Origin of the sequence: Microcoleus sp. S36a_B3 (assembly GCF_036700745.1) — a bacterium.
Lineage (GTDB): Bacteria > Cyanobacteriota > Cyanobacteriia > Cyanobacteriales > Microcoleaceae > Microcoleus.
In genome coordinates this window covers 1-26,639 of sequence record NZ_JAUBPN010000016.1, presented here as the reverse complement: position 1 = coordinate 26,639, position 26,639 = coordinate 1, and the positions used below count along the sequence as shown (strand labels likewise).

The 26,639-nt window shown below is 44.8% G+C and carries 22 protein-coding genes and 1 pseudogene; 8 read left to right on the top strand and 15 right to left on the bottom strand.

Annotated elements, in window-relative coordinates:
* Window positions 1-42: 42 nt before the first annotated feature.
* Together QUA01_RS17870 and QUA01_RS17865 are read right to left on the bottom strand one after the other, a co-directional pair.
* Window positions 43-2,145, bottom strand: a complete 2,103-nt coding sequence (locus tag QUA01_RS17870; protein WP_333091380.1) for a M3 family metallopeptidase — start codon at window positions 2,143-2,145, stop codon at window positions 43-45.
* A gap of 288 nt (window positions 2,146-2,433) precedes the next feature.
* Window positions 2,434-3,264 carry a hypothetical protein gene (locus QUA01_RS17865; protein WP_333133132.1) on the bottom strand — a complete coding sequence of 277 codons (831 nt, stop codon included), beginning with the start codon at window positions 3,262-3,264 and terminating at the stop codon, window positions 2,434-2,436.
* Between the two features lie 421 nt (window positions 3,265-3,685).
* On the opposite strand from QUA01_RS17865, the gene QUA01_RS17860 reads away from it, so the two are divergent.
* Entirely contained in the window at window positions 3,686-3,820 is a 135-nt protein-coding gene (locus QUA01_RS17860; protein ID WP_255512998.1) for a hypothetical protein, read from the top strand.
* Window positions 3,821-3,920: 100 nt separating this feature from the next.
* On the opposite strand, the gene QUA01_RS17855 is transcribed toward QUA01_RS17860, so the two are convergent.
* Window positions 3,921-4,214, bottom strand: a complete 294-nt coding sequence (locus QUA01_RS17855; protein ID WP_333091375.1) for a TIGR03792 family protein — start codon at window positions 4,212-4,214, stop codon at window positions 3,921-3,923.
* Between the two features lie 41 nt (window positions 4,215-4,255).
* Between QUA01_RS17855 and QUA01_RS17850 the strand changes: the two genes are divergently transcribed.
* Window positions 4,256-4,390, top strand: coding sequence for a hypothetical protein (locus QUA01_RS17850; RefSeq protein WP_333091374.1), 135 nt, complete (start codon window positions 4,256-4,258; stop codon window positions 4,388-4,390).
* Between the two features lie 204 nt (window positions 4,391-4,594).
* On the opposite strand, the gene QUA01_RS17845 is transcribed toward QUA01_RS17850, so the two are convergent.
* From QUA01_RS17845 to QUA01_RS17830, 4 genes are all read right to left on the bottom strand, one after another.
* Window positions 4,595-6,805: a PAS domain-containing sensor histidine kinase gene (locus tag QUA01_RS17845; RefSeq protein ID WP_333091373.1), complete on the bottom strand. Its 2,211-nt coding sequence runs from the start codon at window positions 6,803-6,805 to the stop codon at window positions 4,595-4,597.
* 396 nt (window positions 6,806-7,201) lie between these two features.
* A complete protein-coding gene (locus tag QUA01_RS17840; protein ID WP_333091371.1) occupies window positions 7,202-8,410 on the bottom strand; it encodes an AAA family ATPase in 1,209 nt (402 codons plus the stop codon).
* Between the two features lie 70 nt (window positions 8,411-8,480).
* The gene (locus QUA01_RS17835) at window positions 8,481-9,026 is read right to left on the bottom strand and encodes an RNA 2'-phosphotransferase (RefSeq protein ID WP_333091370.1); all 546 of its coding nucleotides are present in this window, start codon (window positions 9,024-9,026) and stop codon (window positions 8,481-8,483) included.
* Between the two features lie 419 nt (window positions 9,027-9,445).
* Window positions 9,446-10,129 (bottom strand): class I SAM-dependent methyltransferase, encoded by a 684-nt coding sequence (locus tag QUA01_RS17830; protein WP_333091369.1) that lies wholly within the window; start codon window positions 10,127-10,129, stop codon window positions 9,446-9,448.
* A 447-nt stretch (window positions 10,130-10,576) separates the two neighbouring features.
* On the opposite strand from QUA01_RS17830, the gene QUA01_RS17825 reads away from it, so the two are divergent.
* Window positions 10,577-13,399 (top strand): diguanylate cyclase, encoded by a 2,823-nt coding sequence (locus tag QUA01_RS17825; RefSeq protein WP_333091368.1) that lies wholly within the window; start codon window positions 10,577-10,579, stop codon window positions 13,397-13,399.
* Window positions 13,400-13,694: 295 nt separating this feature from the next.
* Here QUA01_RS17825 and QUA01_RS27460 read toward each other — a convergent pair whose 3' ends face one another.
* The 3 genes and pseudogenes from QUA01_RS27460 to QUA01_RS17820 all read right to left on the bottom strand — a co-directional run bounded on the left by QUA01_RS27460 (window position 13,695) and on the right by QUA01_RS17820 (window position 15,596).
* Window positions 13,695-13,853: a transposase gene (locus tag QUA01_RS27460; RefSeq protein ID WP_442921559.1), complete on the bottom strand. Its 159-nt coding sequence runs from the start codon at window positions 13,851-13,853 to the stop codon at window positions 13,695-13,697.
* Window positions 13,854-14,158: 305 nt separating this feature from the next.
* A pseudogene (locus QUA01_RS27455) lies at window positions 14,159-14,413 on the bottom strand (transposase).
* A 964-nt stretch (window positions 14,414-15,377) separates the two neighbouring features.
* Entirely contained in the window at window positions 15,378-15,596 is a 219-nt protein-coding gene (locus QUA01_RS17820) for a helix-turn-helix domain-containing protein (RefSeq protein ID WP_194070913.1), read from the bottom strand.
* A 281-nt stretch (window positions 15,597-15,877) separates the two neighbouring features.
* Between QUA01_RS17820 and QUA01_RS17815 the strand changes: the two genes are divergently transcribed.
* On the top strand, window positions 15,878-16,348 hold the full coding sequence (locus tag QUA01_RS17815; protein ID WP_194011320.1) for a hypothetical protein: 471 nt from the start codon (window positions 15,878-15,880) through the stop codon (window positions 16,346-16,348).
* A gap of 166 nt (window positions 16,349-16,514) precedes the next feature.
* On the opposite strand, the gene QUA01_RS17810 is transcribed toward QUA01_RS17815, so the two are convergent.
* The 4 genes from QUA01_RS17810 to lepA form a co-directional block, all read right to left on the bottom strand.
* Window positions 16,515-17,903 (bottom strand): UDP-glucose dehydrogenase family protein, encoded by a 1,389-nt coding sequence (locus QUA01_RS17810; protein WP_333091365.1) that lies wholly within the window; start codon window positions 17,901-17,903, stop codon window positions 16,515-16,517.
* A 332-nt stretch (window positions 17,904-18,235) separates the two neighbouring features.
* The gene (locus QUA01_RS17805) at window positions 18,236-19,174 is read right to left on the bottom strand and encodes a UDP-glucuronic acid decarboxylase family protein (RefSeq protein ID WP_333091362.1); all 939 of its coding nucleotides are present in this window, start codon (window positions 19,172-19,174) and stop codon (window positions 18,236-18,238) included.
* 403 nt (window positions 19,175-19,577) lie between these two features.
* Window positions 19,578-19,754, bottom strand: a complete 177-nt coding sequence (locus tag QUA01_RS17800) for a hypothetical protein (RefSeq protein WP_333091361.1) — start codon at window positions 19,752-19,754, stop codon at window positions 19,578-19,580.
* Between the two features lie 118 nt (window positions 19,755-19,872).
* Window positions 19,873-21,687, bottom strand: a complete 1,815-nt coding sequence (gene lepA, locus QUA01_RS17795; RefSeq protein ID WP_333091360.1) for a translation elongation factor 4 — start codon at window positions 21,685-21,687, stop codon at window positions 19,873-19,875.
* Between lepA and QUA01_RS17790 the strand changes: the two genes are divergently transcribed.
* Together QUA01_RS17790 and QUA01_RS17785 are read left to right on the top strand one after the other, a co-directional pair.
* Window positions 21,662-22,024, top strand: coding sequence for a hypothetical protein (locus QUA01_RS17790; protein ID WP_333091359.1), 363 nt, complete (start codon window positions 21,662-21,664; stop codon window positions 22,022-22,024). The genes lepA and QUA01_RS17790 overlap by 26 nt on opposite strands.
* A gap of 25 nt (window positions 22,025-22,049) precedes the next feature.
* Window positions 22,050-22,277, top strand: a complete 228-nt coding sequence (locus tag QUA01_RS17785) for a hypothetical protein (RefSeq protein WP_194011332.1) — start codon at window positions 22,050-22,052, stop codon at window positions 22,275-22,277.
* A gap of 573 nt (window positions 22,278-22,850) precedes the next feature.
* On the opposite strand, the gene QUA01_RS17780 is transcribed toward QUA01_RS17785, so the two are convergent.
* Window positions 22,851-23,174, bottom strand: a complete 324-nt coding sequence (locus QUA01_RS17780; protein ID WP_333091357.1) for a hypothetical protein — start codon at window positions 23,172-23,174, stop codon at window positions 22,851-22,853.
* Window positions 23,175-23,283: 109 nt separating this feature from the next.
* On the opposite strand from QUA01_RS17780, the gene QUA01_RS17775 reads away from it, so the two are divergent.
* The gene (locus tag QUA01_RS17775) at window positions 23,284-25,179 is read left to right on the top strand and encodes an ATP-binding protein (protein WP_194070920.1); all 1,896 of its coding nucleotides are present in this window, start codon (window positions 23,284-23,286) and stop codon (window positions 25,177-25,179) included.
* A 1,037-nt stretch (window positions 25,180-26,216) separates the two neighbouring features.
* Window positions 26,217-26,564, top strand: coding sequence for a GAF domain-containing protein (locus QUA01_RS17770; protein WP_228050361.1), 348 nt, complete (start codon window positions 26,217-26,219; stop codon window positions 26,562-26,564).
* The last annotated feature ends 75 nt before the right edge of the window (window positions 26,565-26,639 follow it).

Genomic DNA, 26,639 nt, shown 5'->3' with positions numbered 1-26,639 from the left:
AATCACCTGACGGTACAACCAGGATTGATATTCCACAGTCGATTAAGCCGCAACTAAACCGCTGTGTCTTAACAAAGCCTTAGTGCTAGGTTCGCGCCCCCGGAAAGTTTTAAACACTTCCATCGGGTGCAAACTGCCGCCCAATCCCAACACAGTCTCGCGGAAGCGTTTACCCGTAGAGGCGATCGCATCTTCATCTTCCAAACCAGCCTCCTCAAACGCCGCAAAAGCATCAGCGCTGAGAACTTCCGCCCATTTATAACTGTAATAGCCCGCCGCATAACCGCCCGCAAAAATGTGTCCGAAAGCGCACAAAAATGCGTCTTCTTTCAGAGGAGGTAAAACAGTCGTAGTTTTAGCGATGCGATTGCGGACATCCGCCACAGTTTCGCTACCGCCCGACTGGTAGCGGTGGTGCAATTCGATATCGATACTGCTAAAATGTACTTGTCTAAGCATGACGCTACCGCTCATGTAGTGGCGCGCTGCTAGCAGTTTTTGGTAATAGTGTTCCGGTAAAGTTTCCCCGGTTTGGTAATGCTTTGCCATCCCAAACAAAGTAGCCCGATCGTAACACCAATTTTCCATAAATTGACTGGGCAATTCCACCGCATCCCACTCAACATTATTGATTCCAGAAGCCCCCGCATAGTCCACCGTTGTCAGCATATGCTGCAAACCGTGACCGAATTCGTGAAACAAAGTTTCGACTTCCAGAAAAGTCATTAAACTCGGTTTTCCGTCCACCGGAGGACTTTGGTTGCACACCAAATAAGCCACCGGCAACCGCGTGATGGTTTTTCCCGCTTCCACAAATTTAGCGCGCACCACGCAATCGTTCATCCAAGCACCGCCGCGCTTTTCTTCTGGGCGACTGTAGGGGTCTAAATAGAAATTGGCGATCGTATTTCCGGCTTCATCATCTATTTGGAAATAGCGCACATCTTTGTGCCACACAGGAGCTTGACCGTCCGCCGCCGTTACTGTCACGCCAAACAGCCGCTTTACTAATCCAAATAAGCCATCCAATACCTGTGGCAGAGCAAAATAAGGGCGCAATTCTTCTGCACTAAAAGCAAACTTTTCTTCCCGCTGCCGTTCCGACCAAAAACCCATATCCCAGTGCTTCAAATCCCCGGATTCCGGCGCACCTTTGGCCGCCGCAAACGCTTTTAACTCTTCTAAATCTTTGACAGCAGCACTGTAACTAGCTTGACGCAATTCTTCTAACAAAGCTTCGACTGCTGCAACGTCGGGAGCCATTTTGGTCGCCAGACTCAATTCGGCATAACTGTTAAAGCCGAGCAAGGCTGCTTTTTCCTGGCGCAGTGCTAAAATGCGATCGGTCAAAGGCCAGTTATTCAACTCTCCACTGCTGGCTCTGCTGATAAAAGCTTTGTACAACTTTTCGCGCAACTCGCGGCGAGTGCTGTGCTGCATGAAAGGGCCGTAACTGGGGAAGTCTAAAGTAATCCGCCAAGGGCCGTTTTCGGCATCGGCATTTTCTGCACCGGCACTGCGAGCGGCTTGGGCTGCTAAACTCAACAAACTCGGCGGTAAACCGTCAATTTCCTCTTTGTTTGTGAGGGTGATGCTGAAAGCTTTGGTAGCGTCGAGGACGTGATTGGAAAATTGAGTAGTAATTTCGGCCAATTCTAATTGAATGGCATTAAAACGCTCTTTTTGTTCGCCTTCTAAACCCACGCCGGAGAGTTGTGCATCTCGGAGAGCGGCTTCGACAATTCGCTGTTGAGCTGACTCTAAGTTGTCCCAATTTTTGTTGGCCCGCAGCGCTTTAAAAGCTTCGTAAAGCGGTTTGCTTTGACTGACTTTGCTCCAAAATTTTACTACTTCCGGCTGCACTGTTTCGTGGGCCGATCGCAATTCCGGGCTATTTTTCACCCCCATCAAATGTCCGACAATGCTCCAGCTCCAATTTAAGCGCTCTCCAAGCTGTTGTAAGGGTTCTACTAAACCGCTCCAAGTCGGTTCTACAGAGGCTTCTAAGGCAGCTAGCGAGCCTTCTAGCTCGGTCAGCAGTTCGGTAATGGCTGGGATTACGTGCTCTGGGGCGATCGCGTCAAAGGTCGGCAATCCTTGGCCAATTAGTAATGGGTTATCAGGAATATTTACGGTTGCAGTCATTTAATTTTATTGTAAGAGGCTGAAAACAGGTGAACTAGACAGATTCGCTTTTAATTTTGTAACACAATTGTCGAAAAATTTGGACTCCAGCCGGGAGATGGGGAGAAGAGGAGAGTGGGAGAGTGGGAGAGGGGGAGAGGGGGAGAGGGGGAGAATTAGGAAAATCTTCCTTATATTCTCCCGACTCCCGACAACTAACAACTGCTTTCCTCTCAACTAACAACTAACAACTGCTTTCCTAACAACTGCTTTCCTAACAACTGCTAACTGTCAACAGTCAACTGCCAACTAACTTTCTTGCGTATGCTGCAACTGCTTTACTACCGAGATTAAACGCTTGAGGTGAGGTTTCACAACTTCTTGTTGCTCGTGTTCCAAACGGTAGATTTGAGCTTGGACTGCAGACAAATCGGGAGTCGATTGGTGCGGGGTAGATTGCAGTTGGCTTTGCAGATTTGCCATAACTTTCTGGATTTCCAAGAATCGACTATTTACTGCTTCCCATTCGTCTTGGGTGATAGCAGTTTCTGTCAAGCATTTTGTTGCGGTTTGCAGTTTCTCTATCGCGTCTTCCACGGCTTCGAGATTTGCAGGTTGGCCAACGGATAAATCTTGCAGTTGTTGGCTTACTTGCTCGCGGACATTGAGCACGGCAGATGCTACGATTTCTTGCAAAGAAGCTACCGATTCTCCCAAACTCAGCAACTGCATCTCAATGTCTAGAGACTCGTCAAAGCCTTCTGTTCTAGGTAATGCAGCCATTTGCTGGCGCAGCGTTGCAATATCTCCTGACAACTGCTTCCGCAATTTTACAATTACCGTCACCGCCGTTTTTTCGACTTTATTTACCGAGTTTTGGACGCTGGCTAGTTCGGAATTTTGGTGAACCCGCACTTGTTGCTCGAATCGATATCGGTTAGCAACATTCAGCGACAAAGCCAAAGTGAGGGGCGCTACTCCGTAAAAAGCTTGACCCGACAGTGCTACCGCCAGGGAACCGACTCCAGAGGCCGCCAGAGAGGCGTATTCTGCTAGTTCCAGCCAGTGTCTTTGAGGAAAACTTGGCCTTAAGTGGTTTCTAGCAGAGGGGTTTGGCTTCCGCACGGCTCTTTGGGTCATAGTATTTTCTCGTTGTTGGTAAGGTTGCGAGACTGGGTGAAGCATTGATTTATATCCTTTTTTCAGTTATATGTTTTAGATTATTTCGTGACACTCTTCTATTTTTACCTTATTGAGTAGGTTAAGGATAACTGGTATATTATTATGTATTTGGGATACCTAGGCGCGATCGCCCGCCATTGGGGCTGTTAAACGGTAAAACCCAGCGCGCCCTCTATTTTACAGGAGGCGGGTGCGATCTGGTTTGGGTGATCGACCATCGCTACAAAAGCCAGTCGATTTTTAGATTTTAGATGAAAAATGCCACCTCATGAGGGCGATCGGAGTTTTGAGCCGTTCTGAAGTTGCATTTTTGTTCCTGCATTGGTATAATATATTCTTGCTCAATTTCCCGGAACCAATTTACAGCAAAAATTGACCGATGAACTCAGAAAAACCAGAAATTGGCGATCGGCTAAAGTCTATTTTCAGTATCGCAATCTTTATCATTCTCGTACTCGCAGTCGGCTTTTTAAGCGTGAATTTTATTTTAGCTCTCTATGCAAAATTTGCTTAAAATAACCACCATCTTGGAGAATTGAGAATAGGAAATTATTCCATTTTCCATCCGTTACATCCGCTGCCACCCCTACATTGTTCCCCGCCGAACTTCGGAACTAAGCCAAGAAGTGGGGAACTTGATATTCGCGACTTTCGGCGATCGCAATTTGCAAATCGCCCATTTGGGCATCCAACTCCTCGATTGTGCTTTGTGACACCGACTTCCACTTCTCCCTAGTTTCCCAGCGGATCAACATCACCACCTCATTTTCCACCGCATCCACCCAAATTTCCTTACCCAAAAAACCGGGGAAATTTTTTAGTCCTGCTGTCCAAACTTCTTCATCTCGCAGGATAAACTGCTCCCACTTTTCGGGAGGTACTTTAAATTTCAGCCACTCAATTACCATATTATTTTTCCCTTATAAATCAACCGATTTTAGATTTTAGCATGGACTATACCGTCACACGGGGCGCTTATGGAGCATCTCCGGCTTGGAAGAAAAAGATGTTTTATGGAGTTAGTCAGCGGTGCAATAGACTTGAGTTGCAGAAGTCTTCTCTCAATCCAGAAACCGCAGATTAAAGGCAGATGCAACACTGATTGACGCAGATGATTTTAGGGTATTTTCTGATTTATGCAATTGCTAGTCTATTGCCAAAAATCGGGGAACAGCACTATTAAATGCCAAACCCAGATTCTCCAAATGGTTAAATATGAGTTACGCCCAGAAATCTTTGACGCACTATTTATAACCGGTACAATAAGTCCAGCTTTGGGTTAGGCAAATTAATCGTTACCGATCGCAATTTTAACGATTAACTCAGTTCCCTGTCCCGGACGAGAAACACACTGCAACTGGCCGCCATGCTTTTCTACTACTAAATGCTGCGATATTGCCAGACCCAAACCTGTGCTCGTCTCTGGACATTTAGTGGTAAATAAAGGATCAAAGATGCAGTCGAGAACTTCTTCCGTCATCCCTGGGCCGTTGTCGCTAATTGCGATCGCAACTTCGCTTGAACTTACCAAAAACGTCCGAATCCGAATTTCGGGATTGAATATTTCAGTTTCCGAACCGCCCGCAGACAACAAAGACTGACTTTGAATTGTACCACACCTTTGCGGATTTCTTCCTCCTTCTTCCAAAGCGTCGATCGCATTTGTCAACAAGTGCATGAACACTTGATTTAACTGTCCCGGATAGCAGCGGATTCGCGGCAAATCTGCGTATTCCTTAACTAGAGAAATTCCCGGTCGTCCGCCTTTAGCTTGCAGACGATTTTGCAAAATTAGTACAGTGCTGTCCAAACCTTCGTGGATATCTACAGGCTTCATTTGGGCTGCGTCAGTACGCGAGAACAACCGGAGCGATCGCACAACATCCCGAATCCTTTGGGAACCTACTTTCATTGAATTTAGCAGTTTTGGCAAGTCTTTTTTGATGAAATCTAAGTCTAAGTCTTCCATCCAATCTTGAATTTCTGCCACCGGATCGGGATAATGCTTTTGGTAAAGCTCAATCGACTTCAAGAGTTCTTGAATATAGCCCGTGGCGTGGCTGACATTCCCGGAAATAAAACTCACTGGATTGTTTATTTCGTGCGCTATTCCTGCTACCAACTGCCCCAGACTAGACATCTTTTCAGTTTGGATCAGTTGAGTTTGAGTTCGCTGCAAAACTAACAAAGTTTGCTCTAATTTCGCCGCTTGCTGTCGCAGGCGTTCTTCCGACTCTTGCAAAGCGAATAGAGATTGTTTGCTTTCTGTAATGTCCAATCCCACAAATACCGCCGCCGTATTTTTATGATATTTTTGAGCGACTATTAAATAAGTTTTATCTTCTCCTCTGATGTTTGTTATTACTTCTTGAGATGTCTTCTTTTGGGGACTGGCAAAAAAATCGTATACTAAATCGTTAAATTTAGGGCTTGTATCTAAAAAACCAACTTTCTGACCAGAAAATATTTCAGCCGGCATTTGGTAAGCAGTAGCTAAATGTCGATTTACTCCCAAGTAACGCAAATCGGAACTTACCCAAGAAACTAATCCGGGTACGGCATCCAAGACAGCTTGAAGTTGCTCTTTTGCTTCTAAAAGCGCTGATTCGGCTGCGATACGAGCCGAAATGTCTCTGGCGATCGCGCAGCAGTATTCACAACCGCCGTATTCTAAATAATTGACTTTAACTTCGACGGGAAAACAGGCACCATTTCGGGTTTTGTAAGTGGCTTTAAAAGTGAAGTTGCTTTGCTGTTTGAGTTTCTCCCAGAGTTCCGGCCAATCCGATACTGAAAACTGCGAATCGATGTCGCTAACTGTCAGGTTTAGCAGTTCCGATTCCGAGTAACCAAACAGATTACAAGCGGCTTTGTTCGCGTAGCAAATTTGACCTTCGGCACTTGTGAAAAAAACTGTATCCGCAGCATTTTCGAGGGCAATTGGAGTTAGTTTTCGTTTGATTTCTAACTGCGGGGTTTTGACATTTGAGGTTAATTTATGGTAGCCATTTTTTGGGGCGAGTTCCTCAGCTATCTTTTCGGCAAACAGGAGCAAACCGCCGATCGCACCAGAGCAATTTTTCCAGGGCAAAAATACCCATTTTACCCGTCCGCTGCCACAGCCTTCGATTTGTTCTGCTTCACATACGGGCGATCGTCCTGTGACAAACTCGCTGTATTCCAAAACTCCAGTCAAACAAGCTCGAGCATTTTGTTGCCAATATTCCGGGAGATTCGGGAACAGTTCCCAATGAGAGCGGCCGATCGCCTCACCGCAGCCGATCGCGCCATCTGTTTCCCAGCGACTAGAAACCGACAGGTAGCGCATTTCACAATCTACCATTGCTACGGAGTCGGCGGAGCGCTCCACCAACCGCCGAAATCGCTCTTTACTCTCCAATACGTCTGCCTCTGGGGTTGCTGGTGGGCGATCGAAATTTTCCCGTCGGCAGACCTTCCCAGCCTCCGACTTTGTTGCTGAACTGGCGAGTGTTTGCACGGTTTCGGATTTCCTCCATAACTGTCAGTCAATTTGAGTTTTGAATTTTGAGATTTTGGATAAACTCCACAGATGAATCACTGGAGCTTGAACTTGCTTCTAAAATTTGGGATGCCGCGACAGCCCTGCCGCAGCCTGTATCGTTTTTAGGACGGTCAAGTTAGAAAAATTCTGTTTTTGATTAAAAATGCTGTTTCCCTGATTTGCTCTCTCGGGTGATACCCTTGGAGGGTATCACCCATCATTCATATCATTTTTCACGAAATGTGTCTATAGGTACTCAAAAAAATTTTACCTTAATTTTTCAATTCTGAAGATTTCTTCAGAATTGTGAGGTTTGGTAATAAGTCCAGCTCGTGCAATTATTTAATTTTTTTGTCAGTATTTTGTATTAAATTACACAAATTTTTGCGTAAATTCACTGGTAAAATCCACTCTCCCCTTCCGCAACATTGCAGGATCAAATCTTTCAGTTGTATTGCAAGTCATCAACACTACGAGTTTTTGCTGAAATTGAATGCCGTGTTCATCCATAACACTTTGATACAAAGTTCCATCCAGCAAACTCAAAATATGTTCAGTTTTGTTAGTGCGTTGGGCCGCATCGGTCGATCGATCTTGAGCCAAATTATCAGCCTCGTTAATAATGATACAAATCCGCTCCAAATAACTCGGCGGCACAAAATTTTCCACAGCATCGTGATCTAAAATAAAAATCACATAACCCAGCGGCACCAAAATCTCCTTTGCTACCGCTTGCGTCCAAGCAGTTTTGCCAGTCCCCGGTTCACCGCTAACCAAAACAGCCAACTGATTTTGGTCGAGAATTGCCTGCTGAACCGTATCCGTAAAACTTTGAACATCCGCAGAAAAAGTCCGAATAGGGAACTGACTGTGAACCTGTCCCACGCGGCTTTTGTACCCGCTCAAAATCACCGCCAAATTGTAAGTAGCCTTGCTAACGAGCGGCGCAATATCTTTACAAATCAGAGTGTAGCAGCGTCTTCCCCTATCGTAGCTGTCAATTTGCAGCCAACAGCCCCATCGCTCCCAATAAGCATAAACAGTACCCAAAACTTCCAAGCGTTCCCAGCTTACAAACCGCTCCGGCGGATAAGAAAAATGCCGCTCCCTACAAGACTGAGTAATCGCATCCGGTTTCCCCAACAAATCCAGAACTTTGAAAACAGTAGTCTCCTGGAGTTTGTTCAGAACGTAGTCGATGGGAATGCTAGCGCGGCTGACCAATTGCACCACCGGAGTTTCAGTAACTAAAACGTCTTTGGAGCGGTAATCCGGGTAAACTGGCTGCGGAGTAATGTAATCCCAAAATTCATCAATTTCGTAGCGAGTATTTTCCGAGAATACATTTAAGATATTTGCCCACCAGGTATATTGATGCCGCCCCATTGCGTCCGCAATATCGCTAGCTGCATCCAAAGTTTTTTGAGCTAATTCTACCGGATCGCTAGATGCTAAATGCAGCAGGTGTTCCAAATCAAATTGACGGTAGAGAGGTCGCCAGCCAGAGCCGAGCAACCCTCGATTTTGAGGATTATTTTGAGTAAAATTGTTTTGGCGATCGCTCATATCTTCAGCACTCACTTATTGCAACTCCTACTTACTTTTATTTTAAAAGCTTCCGCGCCCATCTTCCACAAAAATACTAGATTTATCAATTGACTTTGAGATAATTCGGAGGCACAAAATCTACTAACCAAACTTGGTTATCCGAGCAGTAAAATGTACAGCCGTCAAGCTGCATTGCTGCGGCATCTACAGCAAAGACTGCCGGGATGCCGTGTCGGGCACCTACTTTACGCGCTGTCTGAATATCCGCCGACAAATGAACGTGATGGCGCGACATTTTCCTAATTCCTTGACTGAGAATAGACTCGACCGCAGTGCTACCTGTTCCGTGATACAAAATATCTGGGGAAACAGCAGGTTCTAACTGCAAGTCAACCTCTACGCTGTGTCCTTGGTTGGCACGAATTAGAGTACCTGTGGAGTCGAAGGAAAAGCGCTGTTTGTCATTTTCTGCGACTACTTGTTTGAGTTCTGCAAGCTGAAGGGGGAAGTTATTCTTTTGGCACGCATCGAGGAGTTCGCTCACCGGAACCCAGCCCCCCGGCCCGAGTTGAATGCCAATGCGCGAGGGCGCGTGGCGCAGGTGTCTGCTGAGATATTTGCTGATTTTGAGCGATCGCGAATCGTGCATAATTTTACTTGATTTATTGAGTAATTTTCTGGATCTATCTGGTTTATTTGAGCTGTTAGTGTTGCGAAAGAGATTGAGCGAACAAAAGCGTATTGACTCTCGTCTTAGATCCTTGGTATTTCTAGTTTATACGCGAATCTTTATCTTCCTAAATCCTCCTTAATCAAGAGATTTTGATTGCATTTCCGGTTCCATCCTTAAGAAGGGGGCTAGTTTGTAGGGTGCGTCTCGGCACACCGATTGACTAAGTTTCAGCGTTTGAATTCTGAACCAAAGCTTCCGATTAACGTTCCAATTTTTCAAATTTCAAGCAAGCAAAATTCTTTGACGCAGCTTGGTTTCAAAATTACCATACTCAAAATTAGTAACAAAAGTTACTCATACTCTCAACTGATGTGCCTCGGCGCACCCTACAAAAACTACTTTCGGACAACTCCGCCAAAAATAGCAAAATTTAGATAGCGCCAGTGACAGGCTGCGTCGGCAAAACCTGCTTCTGCAAGCCACTTTGTTTGCTCTTCCACAGAGGAAGGAATATCTTCTTTTAAATAGTTTTGAAACCAGGCTGCATCATCTTCTCCGCTGGCTTTCATGTACTGCCGCCACAACTTTTCGTATTGCTCCGTCAGCTTGGGAGTAGCACCTGTCACAATGTCTCGAATTAGCAAGATTCCCTCTGGATTCATTGACTGGAAAAGCTGGTGAAATAGCTGTTGTTTCCCGGCGCTGTCTAGGTGGTGGATTGCTAACCCTGAAACTACCAAATCGTAACCGCTGCCGAAATCAGCTTCTGCGAAATTTCCCTGCTGCAATCTCAGGCGTTTTCCGAAAGCTGACAAGTTAGTTTGACAAATTTTCAGCATATTTTCCGCCATGTCAAAGGCTAGGACTTTCGCTTGAGGAAATGCTTGCATAATCAGAGCCGACAGTATGCCAGTCCCCGCGCCTAAATCCAGAATTTGTATGTTAGCATTGGTTTCAAAAGGTATTAACTGCAGTATTAAATCGTGTTGCTCGCGATAGTGCGGAATGAGGCGGGGAATTAAACTGTCATAATCAAATGCTCTTTGTTCAAATTCCTCGCGTACATAGTTTAAATTCACAGACAATTTTTCTCTACCTGTTAATACTTGAGTGCGTTAATGCAGTTGGTCTGGTCTATTGTTAAATATACTACATTTGATAATACATAATATTTACAGGACTGTCAAGATGTAGAAGAAAATAATTTAACAGAAGTTCCCGACGATCGCCAGACACGGATTTTGTTAGCTTTTTCCCTGCCAGTTCTTTGAGAAATGTTAAGCTCCGACATCGATATGCTTGAGTAAAGGTGAGGCAGAATGCGGGAAACCCAGAAGCCTCGGGAAGAAGAAATTTTAAGGTAGATGCGACAGGCAAATTGTGAGAAAAAAGTTGAGAATTGTTACAGATGGCACGATTCGGTAAAATTCGAGAAAATATGCCCTCAGATTGACAAAATTTTGCCCAACAATCAATAAAATCTGAAGTGACTCCTTATTGGATGTGCGGACGGCCGAATTTTAATCATGAACAGATACAAAATATTGCACCCATTTGCGGGGAACAAAACAGTGATAATGAATCAGGATGTGAGTAGATTAGCTATCAGCCGTCAGGGAAAAATAGAAGCAATGGAAATCCAACAGCGGAGCAAGAATAAGACCGATCGCCAGCAACCAAACGCGCCCGATCGCCAAAACCAAAATTATATGACAAAAGAAGTAGAATTATCGCTACAAGAATGTTTAGATTTTAAAGGAGCGATCGACCGCTCGGCACTGGCGGTGAGGACAAACGCCCGAGGAATTATCAACTACGTCAGCGATCGAGTTTGTAGCATATCTAACTATTCGCGCGCCGAACTGATCGGTCGCCATTTCGGAATTCTCTACTCGGAATATAAATCTTCGGAATTGATCAAAAATTTGCGGTCAACTGTTGCCAAAAGTGAAGTTTGGCAAGGAGAAATTAAGAACCAAGCTAAGAATGGCAGCGATTATTGGGTTTATGCAGCAGTAGTTCCGCTGTTGGATTTTCAGGGAAAACCCTGTCAGTATTTGGCGATCGGATTCGACATCACCGATCGCAAAGCTGTTGAAGCAGCCCAAGTCCAAGCCCACCGGGCAAAAGACGAATTTTTGGCAGTCGCCTCCCACGAACTGCGATCGCCCCTGAGCGCGATTTTGGGATGGGTACAGCTAGCCCGATCGCGCAAGTTAAACGAAGCCACTACCAGCCGCGCTTTGGAAATCATCGAGCGCAACGCCAGACTGCAGAACCTGCAAATAGATAATCTCCTGGATCTTTCGCGGCTGCTGCGCGGAAAAATACACCTCAACGTCGGCAGGGTTCACCTCCCGTCTGTCGTGGAATCGGCGATCGACACCCTCAGCCCCGCCGCCGAAGCCAAAAACATCCGCATTGAAACAGATTTTGACCCCGCTGTCACCTACATTTTGGGAGATGCAGAACGCTTGCAGCAAGTAGTCTGGAATTTACTTGCTAACGCCATCAAATTTACCCCGGATTCCGCCCCCGGTCTAGTCCAAATACAGATCGAGTCTACTGTGTCGGGCGCGCTGATTCGCGTCAGCGACAGCGGTTGCGGGATTGACCCCAAATATCTGCCGTACATCTTTGACTACTTCCGCCCCACAGATAGCTTCCAAACCAAGGAACAAAACCGGCTCGGCTTGGGACTCTCCATTGTGCGGCAGTTGGTGGAACTGCACGGGGGAAATGTTTGTGGCCAGAGTCCCGGAATCGGACAGGGGGCTACATTTGAGGTGCAGCTACCGGTGCCGAACAGCAACAATGCGATCGCTCACAATGCTGCGCTGGGCGCAATGGAAAGTATATCTGGACAGGGTTCCAAACCCCTAGCGGGAAAGCAAGTGTTGGTGGTTGAAAGCAGCGCCGAGATCCGCGAATGTATGAAAACTGGTCTGGAAGCATTTGGAGCTAAGGTAACGGCGGTGGCTAGCGCCGGCGAAGCGATCGCCGAGTTGGAACAGTCGCGGCCAGACGTGTTGGTGAGCGATATGGCGGTGTCGGAAGCCGACGGCTGCGATTTGATCCGTCGCGTCAGAGCAATGGAAATGTCCCAGCACAGGGAACTGCTGCCGGCGTTGGCGCTCACGGAAGACCTGGGGGATGACGATGGATCGGCGCTCTCTGCGGGGTTTCAGAGGTATTTGTCGAAGCCTGTGTCCCCGCATCAGTTGGTGAGCGCGATCGTCCAATTGGCTGGACAGAATGGATTTAGCTGCCAAGATTGCGGCGCGGGAAATGTCCGGGCGATCGCGCCTCCGTCCTCGCCGCCGGATTCTAAGAATTTTGACCGCACAATTTATCCAAATAAATCAACAAATAATAGACAAGAATTACCCCTGTTGCTCGTAGTAGAAGATAACAATTTTTTACTAGATTACCTTCAAAATTTATTAATGCCGTACTATCGAGTTGCCGTGGCTGTGGATGGAATTGAAGGTTTAGAAAAAGCTAAACAATTGCGCCCAAATTTGATTTTGAGCGACCAAATCATGCCCCGACAAAATGGACTCGATCTGCTCAAGGAGATTCGGAATACGCCAGAATTGAATTCGACTCCGGTAATCTTTTTGACAGCGCGATCGGGGATGGAAGCTCGGATCGAAAGTTTGGATGCGGGTGCTGACGATTATATTGCAAAGCCTTTTGACGAGAGGGAATTGCTGGCGAGGGTAAGAAATTTGCTCAGAACCCACGCAGCCGAACAGCAATTAACGGTGCTCAATCGTCAGTTGCTGCAGCAAAAACGGCAGTTAGAAACGGTGAATAGATCCTTGCAATATTTGGCAACTTACGACAGTTTGACTGAAGTAAGAAACCGTCGCTTTTTTAATGACTATCTCGATACGGAATGGCGACGTTTGGCGAGGGAAGAAGCACCGCTGTCTTTGATTATGTGCGATATCGATTATTTCAAACTTTATAACGATACTTACGGGCACCAAGCGGGGGATGAATGTTTGCGACAGGTGGCTGCGGTTCTCCAGCGTTCGGTAAAGCGATCGGCTGATTTAGTTGCGCGTTACGGTGGAGAAGAATTTGCCATAGTTTTGCCGAATACGGATATTGATGGTGCCGCTTGCGTAGCTGAAATTATCAACCAACAGGTGAGAGATTTAGAGATACTTCACGCCAAGTCTAGTGTCAGCGAATACGTGACGCTGAGTTTGGGTGTGGCTTGCTGCATTCCAGCACCGATGTCGCAGCCGGGGGCGTTAATTGCGATCGCCGATGAGGCGCTTTATCGGGCGAAAGCTGCAGGGCGCGATCGGGTTTCGGTTGCCACATTTGAAGCATAATAGTTATTAGAGTTGGGCTGCATAAATATTCGCTCTGTCAACCGCAGATTTCCAGCGGATTAACACCGATGGACGCAGATAATTCAATTTTGTCTGCGATTGAGTGCAGGGGGAACGCATTTTATTGAACACTGTTCATCAGTGGTGACTATATTTTGAGATAAATTCACCGTTCTTAGAAGCTATAGACACGCTTTGTAATGACTTTTTAGATAAAATAGGAACTGATTAATGGTGGTTTTTACTGGCTCTTTCTTCCTTCCTTCCTTCCTTCCTTACTATGCCAAATTAACAATTAAAATGCCCAGGACAGCAAACATCTATTTTTGTAGTTTTTAAAATTTCTAAAGCCATATGCATAACGCTTTATTAACTTAAGCTTGTTGTTAATGCCCTCAACAAAACTACTTGTCGTCCTATTATTAAAGTAAGCATTTATCTTCCGTAAAGCCAATTGGTAATAGTCTTCACACTATCAGGAAAATATTGTTTGGCTCTTTGATGCCCGATCCCAATCCTCAACAATCCGCTCAACCAATTTGTTCTTTTCTTTTCAAATATTTGTCTGAAATTTTCTTTTAATTTTGCATTTATGCCATATTAAAACAAATTTCTTGATCTCCATTAATTTGATATTTTGCTTTTCATTTAAATCGTCTTCATTTTTTAATAATGAATATTTACTGTCGTTTATTCTCTCTAATGCTTGTTGACATTCTGCTGTTTTTGGGGAGAATTTTGATTTTTTAGTTAAATCTATTATTGCCTTTTTTCGCGCTTTATTTGTGTGTCTAACTCCTTGTTAACTTGTACCATTACATAAAATCTATCCGCTACTACTTGAGTATTTGGCATAAGTTTTTGTTCTAGGGTTTGGTAACATTCCCACAAATCTATACTCACTTCTTATATTTGTTCTAAAACCTCTGAATACCATGAATTAATGACTGGCTCTATTTCAGCTTGTGTTCTTCCTTTGACAATTGTAATTAATTTAGATGTTTCTAAATCGATTAATACGGTACAGTAATTTCCTTGACCTTTGATTGAAGCTATTTCATCAATTCCTAGTTTTTTTTAATTTGATGGTTTTGATGATAATTTTTATAAAGCATTTGACAACATTCTTTCTATTTCTTCTGTTGTGACTACTCGTTGTTTTGCTGCACTGTGAATATCACTCGACAACACTGACTTGATTGTTGTATTTGCTAGTCGTTTTGTATAAGTTCTTTGGTTGTTCATAAAGTCCAATTTTTCGCTAAATGGTTGGCCACATTTTTTATATTTAAACTGTCGCCTGTTTATTTCTAAAAATAGAGGCTGCTCTCCCCACGATAAATCTTTTACTACATATCGATGATTTTGATGTAATCTATTACTTTTTGTCCGCAATGATGACAATGACTTTCTCTATAGATTGACTCCACCTGTAATATTATTCTAATTCCTGTTAGTTGACTTATTTGAGTTACTTTAATTCCTTGTATATTCAGAAGTTCTGTTAGAACTTTAGTACCCTTTTTTGTGGTCATGACTGTAATTCGCTCTCAAAAACTCTTGTGGCTCTTTGAGAATTAACAATTAAACTAGCCCTGCAGGTCAAGCTTGACAAGGACTTGATTTACTTTTCTATATATTTGTTCAGATATTTTCACTTGTTTAGCTATTGATTTAGCATAGTAAGTAAGGAAGAACCTAAAAATGAATCATCTGAAAAACCCGCACCCACCCACAAGTAATTAAAATGTACGATTAATTAATTGGGTAAGATGTTGATATGAATTGATCGTGTGCTGGGGGCCAATTTGTGAGATTTTACGTGGATTTGTGAGATGTCGGCGAGCCATCCCCGACAAGTTTTTGGGATGTTTTTATGGTAGGCAAACGGCACTGTATATTCCTAATTAGGGGACTGTTGTTTATCCGATTTAAAACTGCTACAATCTCTACCAAATGCTCGATCGCCCAACAGCACCTATTTTTCCATGATTTCCACAAAATCTTCAATCATCACATCAAAGGTGCGAGCCAACTTGTAGACTGCCGCAAAATCAACCATCGCCATGCCCTGAGATCGGGCATAATTGCTAATCGTACTGTAGCCCACGCCCGATCGCTCCGCAACCTCCTTGAGCGTCCATCCCTTCTCGGCGGCCAACTCTCTAACCCGCAACCTGACTAAGCCTTTGCTCATATTCAGTATTTACAAAATTTTGGATTTAGTATATTGTATCAAAAGGCGATCGGTCAGTCAGTCAATTTTAGATTTTAGATTGATTTCACACAGGAATCTACGATCGGGAACAAGCATCTAAAATTTGGGGCTGTTAGCTGCGGGAGTCGGGGCTTGTATCCATTTTGTGGCTGAGTCAGCGAAACTAAAGTCGATCGCCAGTTAAAATTAATTCCGACAGATAATTTCTGTCACTCGCACCTAACAGATAGATTTACCTACCACTAGGATACGCAGCTACAATGATATCAGACAATCAGTTAAGATCGTTAGCGATCGGCACATCAAAAATTATTCACAAATCGTCAGTCGTCAATCCGCGATCGAGATTTGTCACCGAAGAAACAGTAGCGCTTTTATTCAACATCACACCAGACCAAATTTACCGGATCGAATGCTGTCACAACATGGTGTACGTACACGCCAAAGGCCTCAGTAGATTCGTCAGCTACGCCGATTTCCCCCCAATCTTAGAAGTAAAACCAGCCTGCGCTCAAGATTTTCTCGGATGGTACAAACGCTGGAAACGCACCCAAGCACCAGAATTTTGGACTAAATTTTATACGTACAACTTCAAAGCGGCTGTTTCAGTTGACAGCTTGCTGGAATGGGGTAAATTAGTCGCTACAGTTAAATCGGTAATTTCAGCCTCAGCACTGCAACAACTACGCGATGTTTACGCTCAAGAAAAAACATTAATGGAAAGTTTTTAAAGCAGGCGCGTCGAGTAAACCCGCGATTGTTCGACACCTTTGATTTCTGTAGGGGCGGTGTCAAGAGTGCCCGCCCTCTTCTATTGTTCTCTTTCCGATCTTCGAGTAAATGTAAGGTGCGCTGCGGCGCCCCCTACAGGATTTAGATGATCCTCAAAACTCTTTCTTACCTTCCAATTCCCACATATTGGAAACCAGCCGCTTCTAAAACCTTCTTATCTAAGAAATTGCGGCCATCAATCATCACCGCATGATCCATCAACTTCGCCATTTTTTCATAATCTAAACTGCGAAACTGTTCCCAATCAGTCACCAACACCAAAGCATCGCAACCGTCAGCCAATCTTTCGGGATCTGTTTCTACCAAAACTCCCGACAAACCGTGACGCATTCCAGTCTGAGAAACAATCGGATCGTAAGCTTTAACTTTCGCTCCCAATCGGTTCAAATTGTCGATTAAATTCAGCGAAGGAGCATCCCGCAAATCGTCAGTATCCGGCTTAAAAGTCAAACCCAAAAGTCCGACTGTTTTACCTTTAAGAATCTTCAAAACTTGCTGCAATTTCTCAATAGCAATCAAGCGCTGGCGTTCGTTAACTTCCACCGCCGCCCTGAGCAAATGTGCCTCGTAGCCGTAATCCTCAGCAGTGTGAACTAAAGCTGAAACATCTTTGGGGAAACAAGAACCGCCCCAACCGATGCCGGCTTGCAGAAACTTGCCGCCAATTCGCGAATCTAAACCGATACCTTTGGCTACTTGGGTAACATCTGCACCAACGCGATCGCAAATATTAGCTACTTCATTAATAAAGCTAATCTTCGTAGCCAAAAAAGCATTAGCTGCGTACTTAATCATCTCCGCCGAACTGATATCTGTTGTCACGACAGGTACTGCCGCCAATGACTGATTTTCGGCAAACTTGCGATCGACAATCGGCTTGTACAACTCTAGCATCATATCAATAGCTCGCTGAGAGTTGCTGCCGAGAACAATGCGATCGGGATTAAACGTATCGTGAACAGCGCAGCCCTCCCGCAAAAACTCTGGATTGCTAACCACATCAAATTGCACGCCAGTTTTTGCTGCTACTTCCTCACCAGTAGCCCCATCACCGCTTTGAGGTTTTTGACGTTCAGCCAAACCATCTAATACAATCCTCCGCACCCAATCCCCCGAACCGATGGGCACCGTGGATTTATTGACAAGCACTTTGTAATCGCCGTCGAGGTGAGCTCCAATGCCGCGCGCCACCGCTTCTACGTAGCGAGTATCGCTTTCCCCCGTAGGCAAAGGAGGGGTTCCCACGGCAATGAATAAAATGTCCCCGTGAGCCACTCCTGCTGCTAAATCTGAAGTAAATTCTAGGTTGCCAGATTGAGAGGCAGAGTGCATTAATTCAGACAGTCCGGGTTCAAAAATTGGCGACTGTCCAGACTTCATTAATTTAACTTTTTCTTCGTTGTTGTCTACGCAAATAACGTGATGTCCGATGTGTGCTAAGCAAGTGCCGGTAACTAAGCCGACGTATCCTGTACCGATGACGCAAACACGCATATAAATGTCCTCAAAGTTAGTGAATTAATCAGATGGAAATGAAGGAAGAAGGAAGAAGGAAGAAGGAAGAAGGAAGAAGGAAGAGATAAGAAGGAAGAAGGAAGAAGGAAGTTCGGCAACGAGCAATGTACGGGATGTAACGGATGTAACGGATGTAACGGATGTAACGGATGTAACGGATGTAAGTCCGTCGGAAGAAGGACGAAGGAAGAAGGAAGAGATAAGAAGGAAGAGATAAGAAGGAAGAGATAAGTAGAAAATTCTTGTACCCTATATTTTCATCTTCCCCTCTCCCCCTCTCCCCCTCTTCCCCTCTCCCCCTCTCCCTATCTCTACTGTTGGTTTCCCTCGATGCGATCGCGAAAATCTTTCACAGTCAATTCTAAACCTCGATCCAGGGGCACGGTTGGCTCCCACCCCAACCAAGTTTTAGCACGAGTAATATCCGGTTGTCGCTGTTTTGGATCGTCTTCCGGCAGAGGTTTGAAGATAATTTCTGCCCCTGGATTAATCATGTTTTGAATTTTTTGTGCCAACTCCAAGATAGTGTATTCGCCTGGATTCCCCAAATTCATCGGCCCAATTTTGTCGCTATTCATCAAGCGAATAAATCCTTCTACCAAATCAGAAACGTAGCAAAAACTCCGGGTTTGGGAACCGTCGCCATAAACAGTCAGCGGCTGATTTCGTAAAGCTTGAGCAATAAAATTGCTGACAACTCTGCCGTCATTTTCCAACATCCGGGGGCCGTAGGTATTGAAGATTCGCACAACTCGAATGTCTACCCCATTTTGACGGTGGTAATCAAAAGATAAGGTTTCAGCTACTCGTTTGCCTTCGTCGTAACAACTGCGAATTCCGATACAATTAACGTTGCCGCGATAATCTTCTGTTTGTGGATGTACGTCAGGATCTCCGTACACTTCGGAAGTGGAAGCGAGAAAGAATCTTGCTTTTACCCGTTTGGCCAATCCCAACATATTCATCGTGCCGATGACGTTTGTTTTAATTGTCTTGACAGGATTGTACTGATAGTGTATAGGGGAAGCTGGACAGGCGAGATGGTAAATCTGATCTACCTCTAACCTAATCGGTTCGGTGATGTCGTGGCGGATCAGCTCAAAGTAGGGGTTGTCCAGCCATTTGAGGATATTGCGTTTAGTCCCGGTGTAAAAGTTATCCAGGCAGACTACTTCGTCTCCTTGGGCCATTAAGCGATCGATTAGGTGGGAACCGAGGAAACCCGCACCGCCTGTGACTAAAATTCTCATTGTGGAAACTGCCGTTCTGTTTAGGGGGTAGGACTGTGGTACAAAAATTCAGTCGATCGAATGAAACTTGCTAACAGAATAACAAAATTGCGATCGCCTATGTAAACACTTATGCGTCTCTTTCATCAAATCTTTAATTAACTTAGCATTTTCAAATATATTGAACAAAGTGCTATAATTCGCAAATGTCACCTAGCAATTTTTATTAAAGCTTGAATATTTTCGGGAAAATACTGTTGACAATAAATCAGTTTTAAGTTATTGATTATTGGTTGTTTGTTATGCGATCGCTTCTGTGTGTAGTTATCTAAGGAGTTACGCATAAATACCCAAAAAACCGGGTTTTTGACGACTGTTAAAGCGTCAAATCAAGTATTTCCGTAAACAACCCGGTTTCTCAAGGCTAAAAAGCAGTGTCGCTGTCGGCTCTTGGTGGAATCTCAGCAGCGGTTAAAGTCACGATTTTACCGTCACGCCAGATTCTAATTGATTGTCCTAGTCTGCGATGTTTTTCAATTGCTTGAGCGATGGCTGCTTTGACACCTGCGTCAATGCGATGGGAGCATCTGGTGTTTGGCAAAAAGCATTTTTTTATTGAGCGTGCGAGTTCTTAATATCGCACTATAAATTCAAAACTGAGATGCTCCCGTTGGGAACAGGCCCGACGGCCTGTCCCCAACAAAATACCTACATACAAACTACGAATCGCGATCGAGCTTCAGCACAGCCATAAAAGCCTCCTGTGGCACATCCACAGTACCAACAGACTTCATCCGCTTCTTACCCTTCGCCTGCTTTTGCAGCAGCTTCTTCTTCCGCGAAATATCGCCGCCGTAACACTTCGCCAACACATCCTTCCGCAAAGCCGGAATATGTTCCGAAGCAATCACCTTAGCACCAATTGTTGCTTGAATCGGCACCTTAAACTGATGGCGCGGAATCAACTCCTTGAGTTTTTCCGTCAAACCGCGGCCCACATTATAAGCCTTATCCCGGTGCACAATCATCGCCAAAGCATCAACCGGATCGCCATTAATTAAAATGTCCAACTTCACCAACGGATTTTCGCGATAACCGATGATGTGATACTCCATACTCGCATAACCGCGCGATCGCGATTTCATCTGATCGAAAAAGTCCGTCACCACCTCCGCCAAAGGCAACTCATAAACCAGCGTAGTCCGCCCCTGACTCAGATACTTCATATCCATAAAAATGCCCCGCCGATTTTGAGACAACTCCATCAGCGTCCCCACATAGTTTTCCGGCGACAGCATTTCTACCCGCACATAAGGTTCCTCAATCTTCTCCCGATACTGAGGATCTGGCAAGTGACTCGGATTGTCAATTGTTAACACTTCTCCTTTAATTGTTGTGACTTGATAAACCACAGAAGGAGCCGTAACAATCAAATCCAAATTGTATTCTCTCTCCAGTCTTTCCTGCACAATTTCCATGTGCAGCAAACCCAAGAAACCGCAGCGAAAACCAAATCCCATCGCGCTTGAAGTTTCCGGTTCGTAGGAAAGCGCCGCATCGTTGAGTTCGAGTTTTTCTAAAGCTTCCCGCAAGTCGGGAAATTGGTCAGCATCGATCGGGAACAAGCCGCAAAAAACCATCGGCTTAGCCTCCGTATAACCCGGCCAAGGCTCCGGTGCAGGCTTCTTGACCAAAGTAATCGTATCGCCGACGCGAGCATCAGCTACTGCCTTAATTGCCGCACCCAGATAACCAACTTCCCCCGCGTGCAGTTCGTCTACTTGAACTTGAGTCGGTGAAAGGATTCCTAATTCATCAATGACATATTCCTTCCCCGAAACCATCAACAAAACCCGATCGCCCTTTTTAACACTTCCGTCCATCACCCGGAAATACACAATTACCCCGCGATAAGCATCGTAATAACTGTCAAAAATTAGCGCCCTCAGCGGTTTATCAACAGTATCCTGCGGCGGCGGCACCTTTTCGACGATCGCCTCCAAAATCTCATCAATACCAATTCCTTCCTTAGCAGAAGCCTCAATCGCCCCGCTACAGTCCAGACCGATAATTTCTTCAATTTCCCCTTTTACCCGTTCCGGTTCCGCCCCCGGCAGGTCAATTTTATTTAAAACCGGAATAATTTCCAAATTATTTCCCAAGGCAAGATAGACATTTGCCAAGGTTTGTGCTTCTACGCCTTGAGATGCGTCAACCACCAGCAGCGCCCCTTCGCAAGCAGCCAGCGATCGCGAAACCTCATAGGAGAAGTCTACGTGTCCGGGAGTGTCGATCAGATTGAGCACGTACTCCTGACCGTCCTTGGCAGTATAATTCATCCGAGCCGCTTGCAGCTTGATCGTAATGCCGCGTTCGCGTTCGAGATCCATATTGTCTAAAAACTGCTCCTTCATCTGCCGTGCCTGCACAGTCCCAGTTTGCTGCAACAGGCGATCGGCCAAAGTGGATTTTCCGTGGTCGATGTGAGCAATAATCGAAAAATTACGAATGCGAGATACAGGAACGTTAGTCATAAAACCTATCGGCAAAATATTGACTTTTGTTGTATTGTACAGAAAGCTGTTGAACGGTTGGGGAAAAGCCGATCGCCAACATCCCCTCTCAAACCTCCAATCCAGTCAGGTTGCTCTACTCCCGGGCCTTCGCCACCTCAAAAACATTGGTGAGAACAAGCTGGCGGTTGACAACAACCAGATAATTTGGTCAAATTATGGAAGCGGGACGGTCAGGGTGTACAAAATACAGGTTTTGATCCGCTGCGAATCTCTACTAGGAGTAACGCATCACTTCCTTCAAAACACTTCCTTCACAACAAAAAAGCGTAAATTCCTAGAAGGAATTGAAACTTAAGAATTAAAACTAGGATTTTTTAACTATGAGCGAGTCAAGTATATCCTCCCACAGTTCATCAGAAAAAGTGGAACTGTCCATCCATATCGATCCTGAACTGCTAGACCAAATTAAGCACTTGACCAATGACCCCAACAAAGTAATTGAAACAGCAATCAAGCAGTGGCTCAGAGGCGAACGCCGCGAAGACGATCGCGCTATGAGCTTGCGCCGCAACCCCCCAATCCCGCCCCGCGGTGAGTGGAACGACTGAGTTTCTCTCGCCCGAGACAGCGCCCGCAAATCTGCTGGCTGTGAAATTAGATCTCGCCCGCCCAAAATCAGGCTTCGAGAACCGGCAGATTTTGCCGCGAAAGCTAGAGGTTTTTCCGAACTCGCGCCGGCCAACTCACAACCTCGGAAGTTTTCTTTTTTATGAAGCAAAAAATGCGCGATCGATTCCCCGGCTTGATTTGTTCGCACCCTCAAATTTTGGCGTAATTTTCCAACTATATCGTTAATCCGTGCGCGCTACTAATTCCTAAATCTTAATTTTTATAGTTGAATTACCCAAAACTGCCGATCGCAAATAATTTTGAGTTTTGAGTTGAGTTAGAAATAAAAAAATATTATTGGTAAACTCATTAATAATATCATGTCAGGTCTACGATCGCAACAAAAATGGTTCGTAGTACGTCTGGGAGTCCGTAACCAGAAAACGGACGGTCGTCCGCACTATGAACCAATTTTAGCTCGGTCAATCGACAGGACACGATATACCTCAAAACCCAATGGAATCAGCCTAAAAAATTTGTAAATTGTGAGTTGCCAGCTATGAATAATTAATTTAAAAACCAACATTTTTGTATTGGCTCGATATAGCAAACGCGCCCGAAAAATAGGAGGTTTTGCCATTACTAAAACACGATAGGAAGATTGCTTTTTCATTCTTCCTATCCGTTACATCCGTTAAATCCAAAACAAGCGAATTCATCTTCCATCTTCCGACTTCCATCGGACTGAAATCCTTGACATCCGTTACACAATCCGTTGCCGAACTTCCTTCTTTCTTCTTCCATAACTCACAACTTAACGATCGAAGCCCAAAACAATTTTGAGTCTTGAGTTTTAAACGATCGCCACCGCCCTGACGGTTAGGACATTCTCGCATTGCACTTTCCCCATGCGATCGATTGCAACAGAAGTCTGCCTTCTGCCTTCTGCTTCTTGCTATAAAAACTCAATACTCAAAAATCCGAATTACTTTTATCCCTAATCTGATGGACTCTAACACGGATTTCCGGCGATCGAGCCTCGCCTCTACAGCCTTTTTTGAAGAGTTAGGGGCAGAATTAGTATTTACCCAAGACGCAACGGGTCGATATCTATCTTTTTACTGGCAAAAAGCCGAACAGTACAACCTCAGTGCAGAACAAATTGTCGATCGCCCCCTCAGCGAAACCCTGCAACCAATCACCCCCGCACCTTATCTCGATCTGCTGCAGCGGGCGATCGAAACCCTTGTACCGCAACGGTTCAGCTATCCATTTTGTCACGCCGGACAATATTTTCTGTTCGATTTGACAGTCACTCCGGCGATCGACTCAAACGGTAAAGCTGCAAAAGTCTTAGTTATGGGAAGGCTGCTGTCTGACAAACCCGCAGAATTGTCGGCAGATGCCCCAGAATTCATCCCAGATCCAGCATTGTCATCTACCCCGGACGATCGCGAACAAATGCTGTATTCAGCGAATCGCATCGGTATCAGCCTCCCTTCCTACTCGGAAATCGACCGCAAAATTATCTCCGAAATCGCTAAAAATCTGCATAAAACCCTCGATCTAGAGACAATTTTGCAGCAAATAGCTAACAGTTTTGGTCAAATTTTAAATGCAAGTCGCTGCATCATCTGCTCCTCCCACAAACAAAGTGAAATAATCGAATTTTCGCCATACATAGCCTCAGAAAATCAACACAATTTTCCAGTCTGTACCCCCGAATTACAAGAATTAATTGCCAGCGATTGCTCGCCCCCGCTTTCGAGAAATCAAATCGACAGTCTCCAATCGAAAACTTTTAAAGTAGTAGCTGAGTACCGGCAAGAACCTTACTCTTCGATGCTCGGATTAGAACTCCGCGCCGCCGAACAGCCTGGGTGGATTCAAACTTTAGCCACTTTAAAACCCGTAGCAGTCGATTACGCCTCCCCCGTCGCCGATCCGTTCGATCGCCATTCCGCGCTCGTAGCAGCTACTTCCTATGAAGAACAACCCAATGCCCTGATATGTTTGCACCGCTGCGGCAGTTCCCCTTCTTGGAGTCCAATCGAGCTCGAATTCGCCCGCGAGTTAGTCGCTCAAGTCGGCAGCGCGATCGCCCACGCTACACTTTACCAAGAATTAGAACAAGCCCGCGCCGAAGCCGTCGCTCTTTCTCAACTTAAAAGTCAATTTCTTGCCAATACTTCCCACGAACTCCGCACGCCCCTCAACGGCATCCTCGGCTTCCTGAAACTGCTTCTAGACGGCATGGCCGATGACCCCGAAGAAGCACACCAATTTATCGAAGAAGCTTATCGATCGGCCTTACACTTATTCAATGTGATTAACGATATTTTGGATATCGCTAAAATCGAAGCCGGCAAAATGGAGTTAGACTTCGCTCCCGTCAAACTCGGCGAACTGTTGCAGCAAGTTGAGAATTTTACACAAGTTCAAGTGCAGCAAAAGCGATTGCAATTTCAAATTCAAATCCCCGCAGCCGAGGACGAAATTGTGGTATACGGCAACTACCAACGCCTGCTTCAGGTAATATTGAATCTCAGCGGCAACGCAATTAAATTTACCCGAGAAGGGGGAATTCGCATCAGTGTCGAAGTTATCAAAAAAAAGGTAACTTTTTACAACCAGCAGTTTCCCGGAATGGTGAAAATCCGAGTTGCTGATACTGGAATTGGGGTTTCTCTCGACAAACAAGATAAATTATTTGAGTCGTTTTTTCAAGTGGACGGCGATCGCACCAGGCAGTACGGCGGCACTGGTTTAGGATTGGCTATTTCTCAAAGACTAATAGAAGCAATGGGGGGTAAAGTAAATTTTTACAGTATGGGGGAAGGACTAGGTTCGACTGTTACTTTTACTGTGCCGCTTTATCAAGAACCACTCTTTAAAAATTAACTAGGGGCAATCGGCACATTGAAGGAAGAAAGAAGTTCAGCGTAATCGAAGTATACAATATTTAACGGAGGTAATCGATAGGAAGAATCAGGAATAAGCCAGAAGGATTTATAGTCTTGGATACAAAACCTTTATCTGTAGGATAGGCAATAGCAAACTTACGGATATTTAACAAGTTTCAAGGATGGATCTTGAGGGAATTAAGAATCAGGAATCAGGAATAGGAAATAAGTAAAATATAGCTATTCGTGCATGGTTTATATCAAATCATCTCTTCATCGGAATAGTAAATTCACTGTGAACAGTGAACAGTGAACATCATGTATGAGTACAACCGGAATTAATATTACTTCCGTCTCGTCAATAAAAGTTATCGATATTAGGTGATTTTATCGCACACAAACTATATTGCCAACAGCAGTATTAATTTTTACTTTATCCGCAGTCAAACTCCCTCATATCAAATCCTCTTTTCATCGGAATAGTAAATTCACAGTCAACAGTCAAGAGTTAACAGTCAAGAGTTAACAGTCAACAGTTAACAGTTAACAGTTAACAGTTAACAGTTAACATCATAACGAGTGCAACCGGAATTGATATCATTTGGTGTTTTGGACTCAGATCGATCGCCCCCGTCGATGAGGGGTCTCACCCAGAATTTCCATCACCCGAATCCGATGGGTACGGCTCAAAGCTCCTCTGTGTCAGTCTCCATGAGGATTTACACAGCCGAATATACCCCTCAAATAGCCCACCTTACAAAAACTTAATGTCAACCTATAGGACTGATTAAGGTTGCCAATCCTCTAATGCAAACGACCATCGAGAAAACTTGGCACTCCAAATTGTATGTGAGAATCATAAAGACCCTGTAAAGCAACTGAGACTAGGTAGTAATCTTTAACTGCCTGTGTCAAAATTTGAGTGTAATTACGTAAGTCCCAAGTAGGACAGCCGGAGTCGGGCAAATTCAGTAAATTCCTGCTCTATGGGTGCAGTGGTAAACTGGTTGCTAGTCTGGTACAAAAAGGGTTGCTATGAATCAGCAAATATCAGCTCAATCGCAAAAACTTTTACTCCAAATTGGCAGAAAGATTCGTCGAAGCTTGGATCTCGATACTATTTGGCAGCAAACAGTTAACAGTCTGGGACAAACACTAGGCGTCAGCCGTTGCATCATGTGTCCCTACCCAAATTCTAGCCTGCAAGTCAAAGTAGCTACTGAATACTGTCAAGAACCATTTCTACCCATGCTGGGAATGGAAATCTCGCTGACGTCAGCACCTCATTTCATTCAATCTCTAGCCACCCTCGAACCGGTGGTAATAGAGTCCTTTAAACAATACTTCGGACAGTTTTGGAAGAGGGACGCGAGGCTCGCCTAGCTACAAAAGTTATTGGAATCTGAATCAAAAATCAAAAAAAAGGCAATTTTTAGGTTAAGCTCAAAAAACACACGA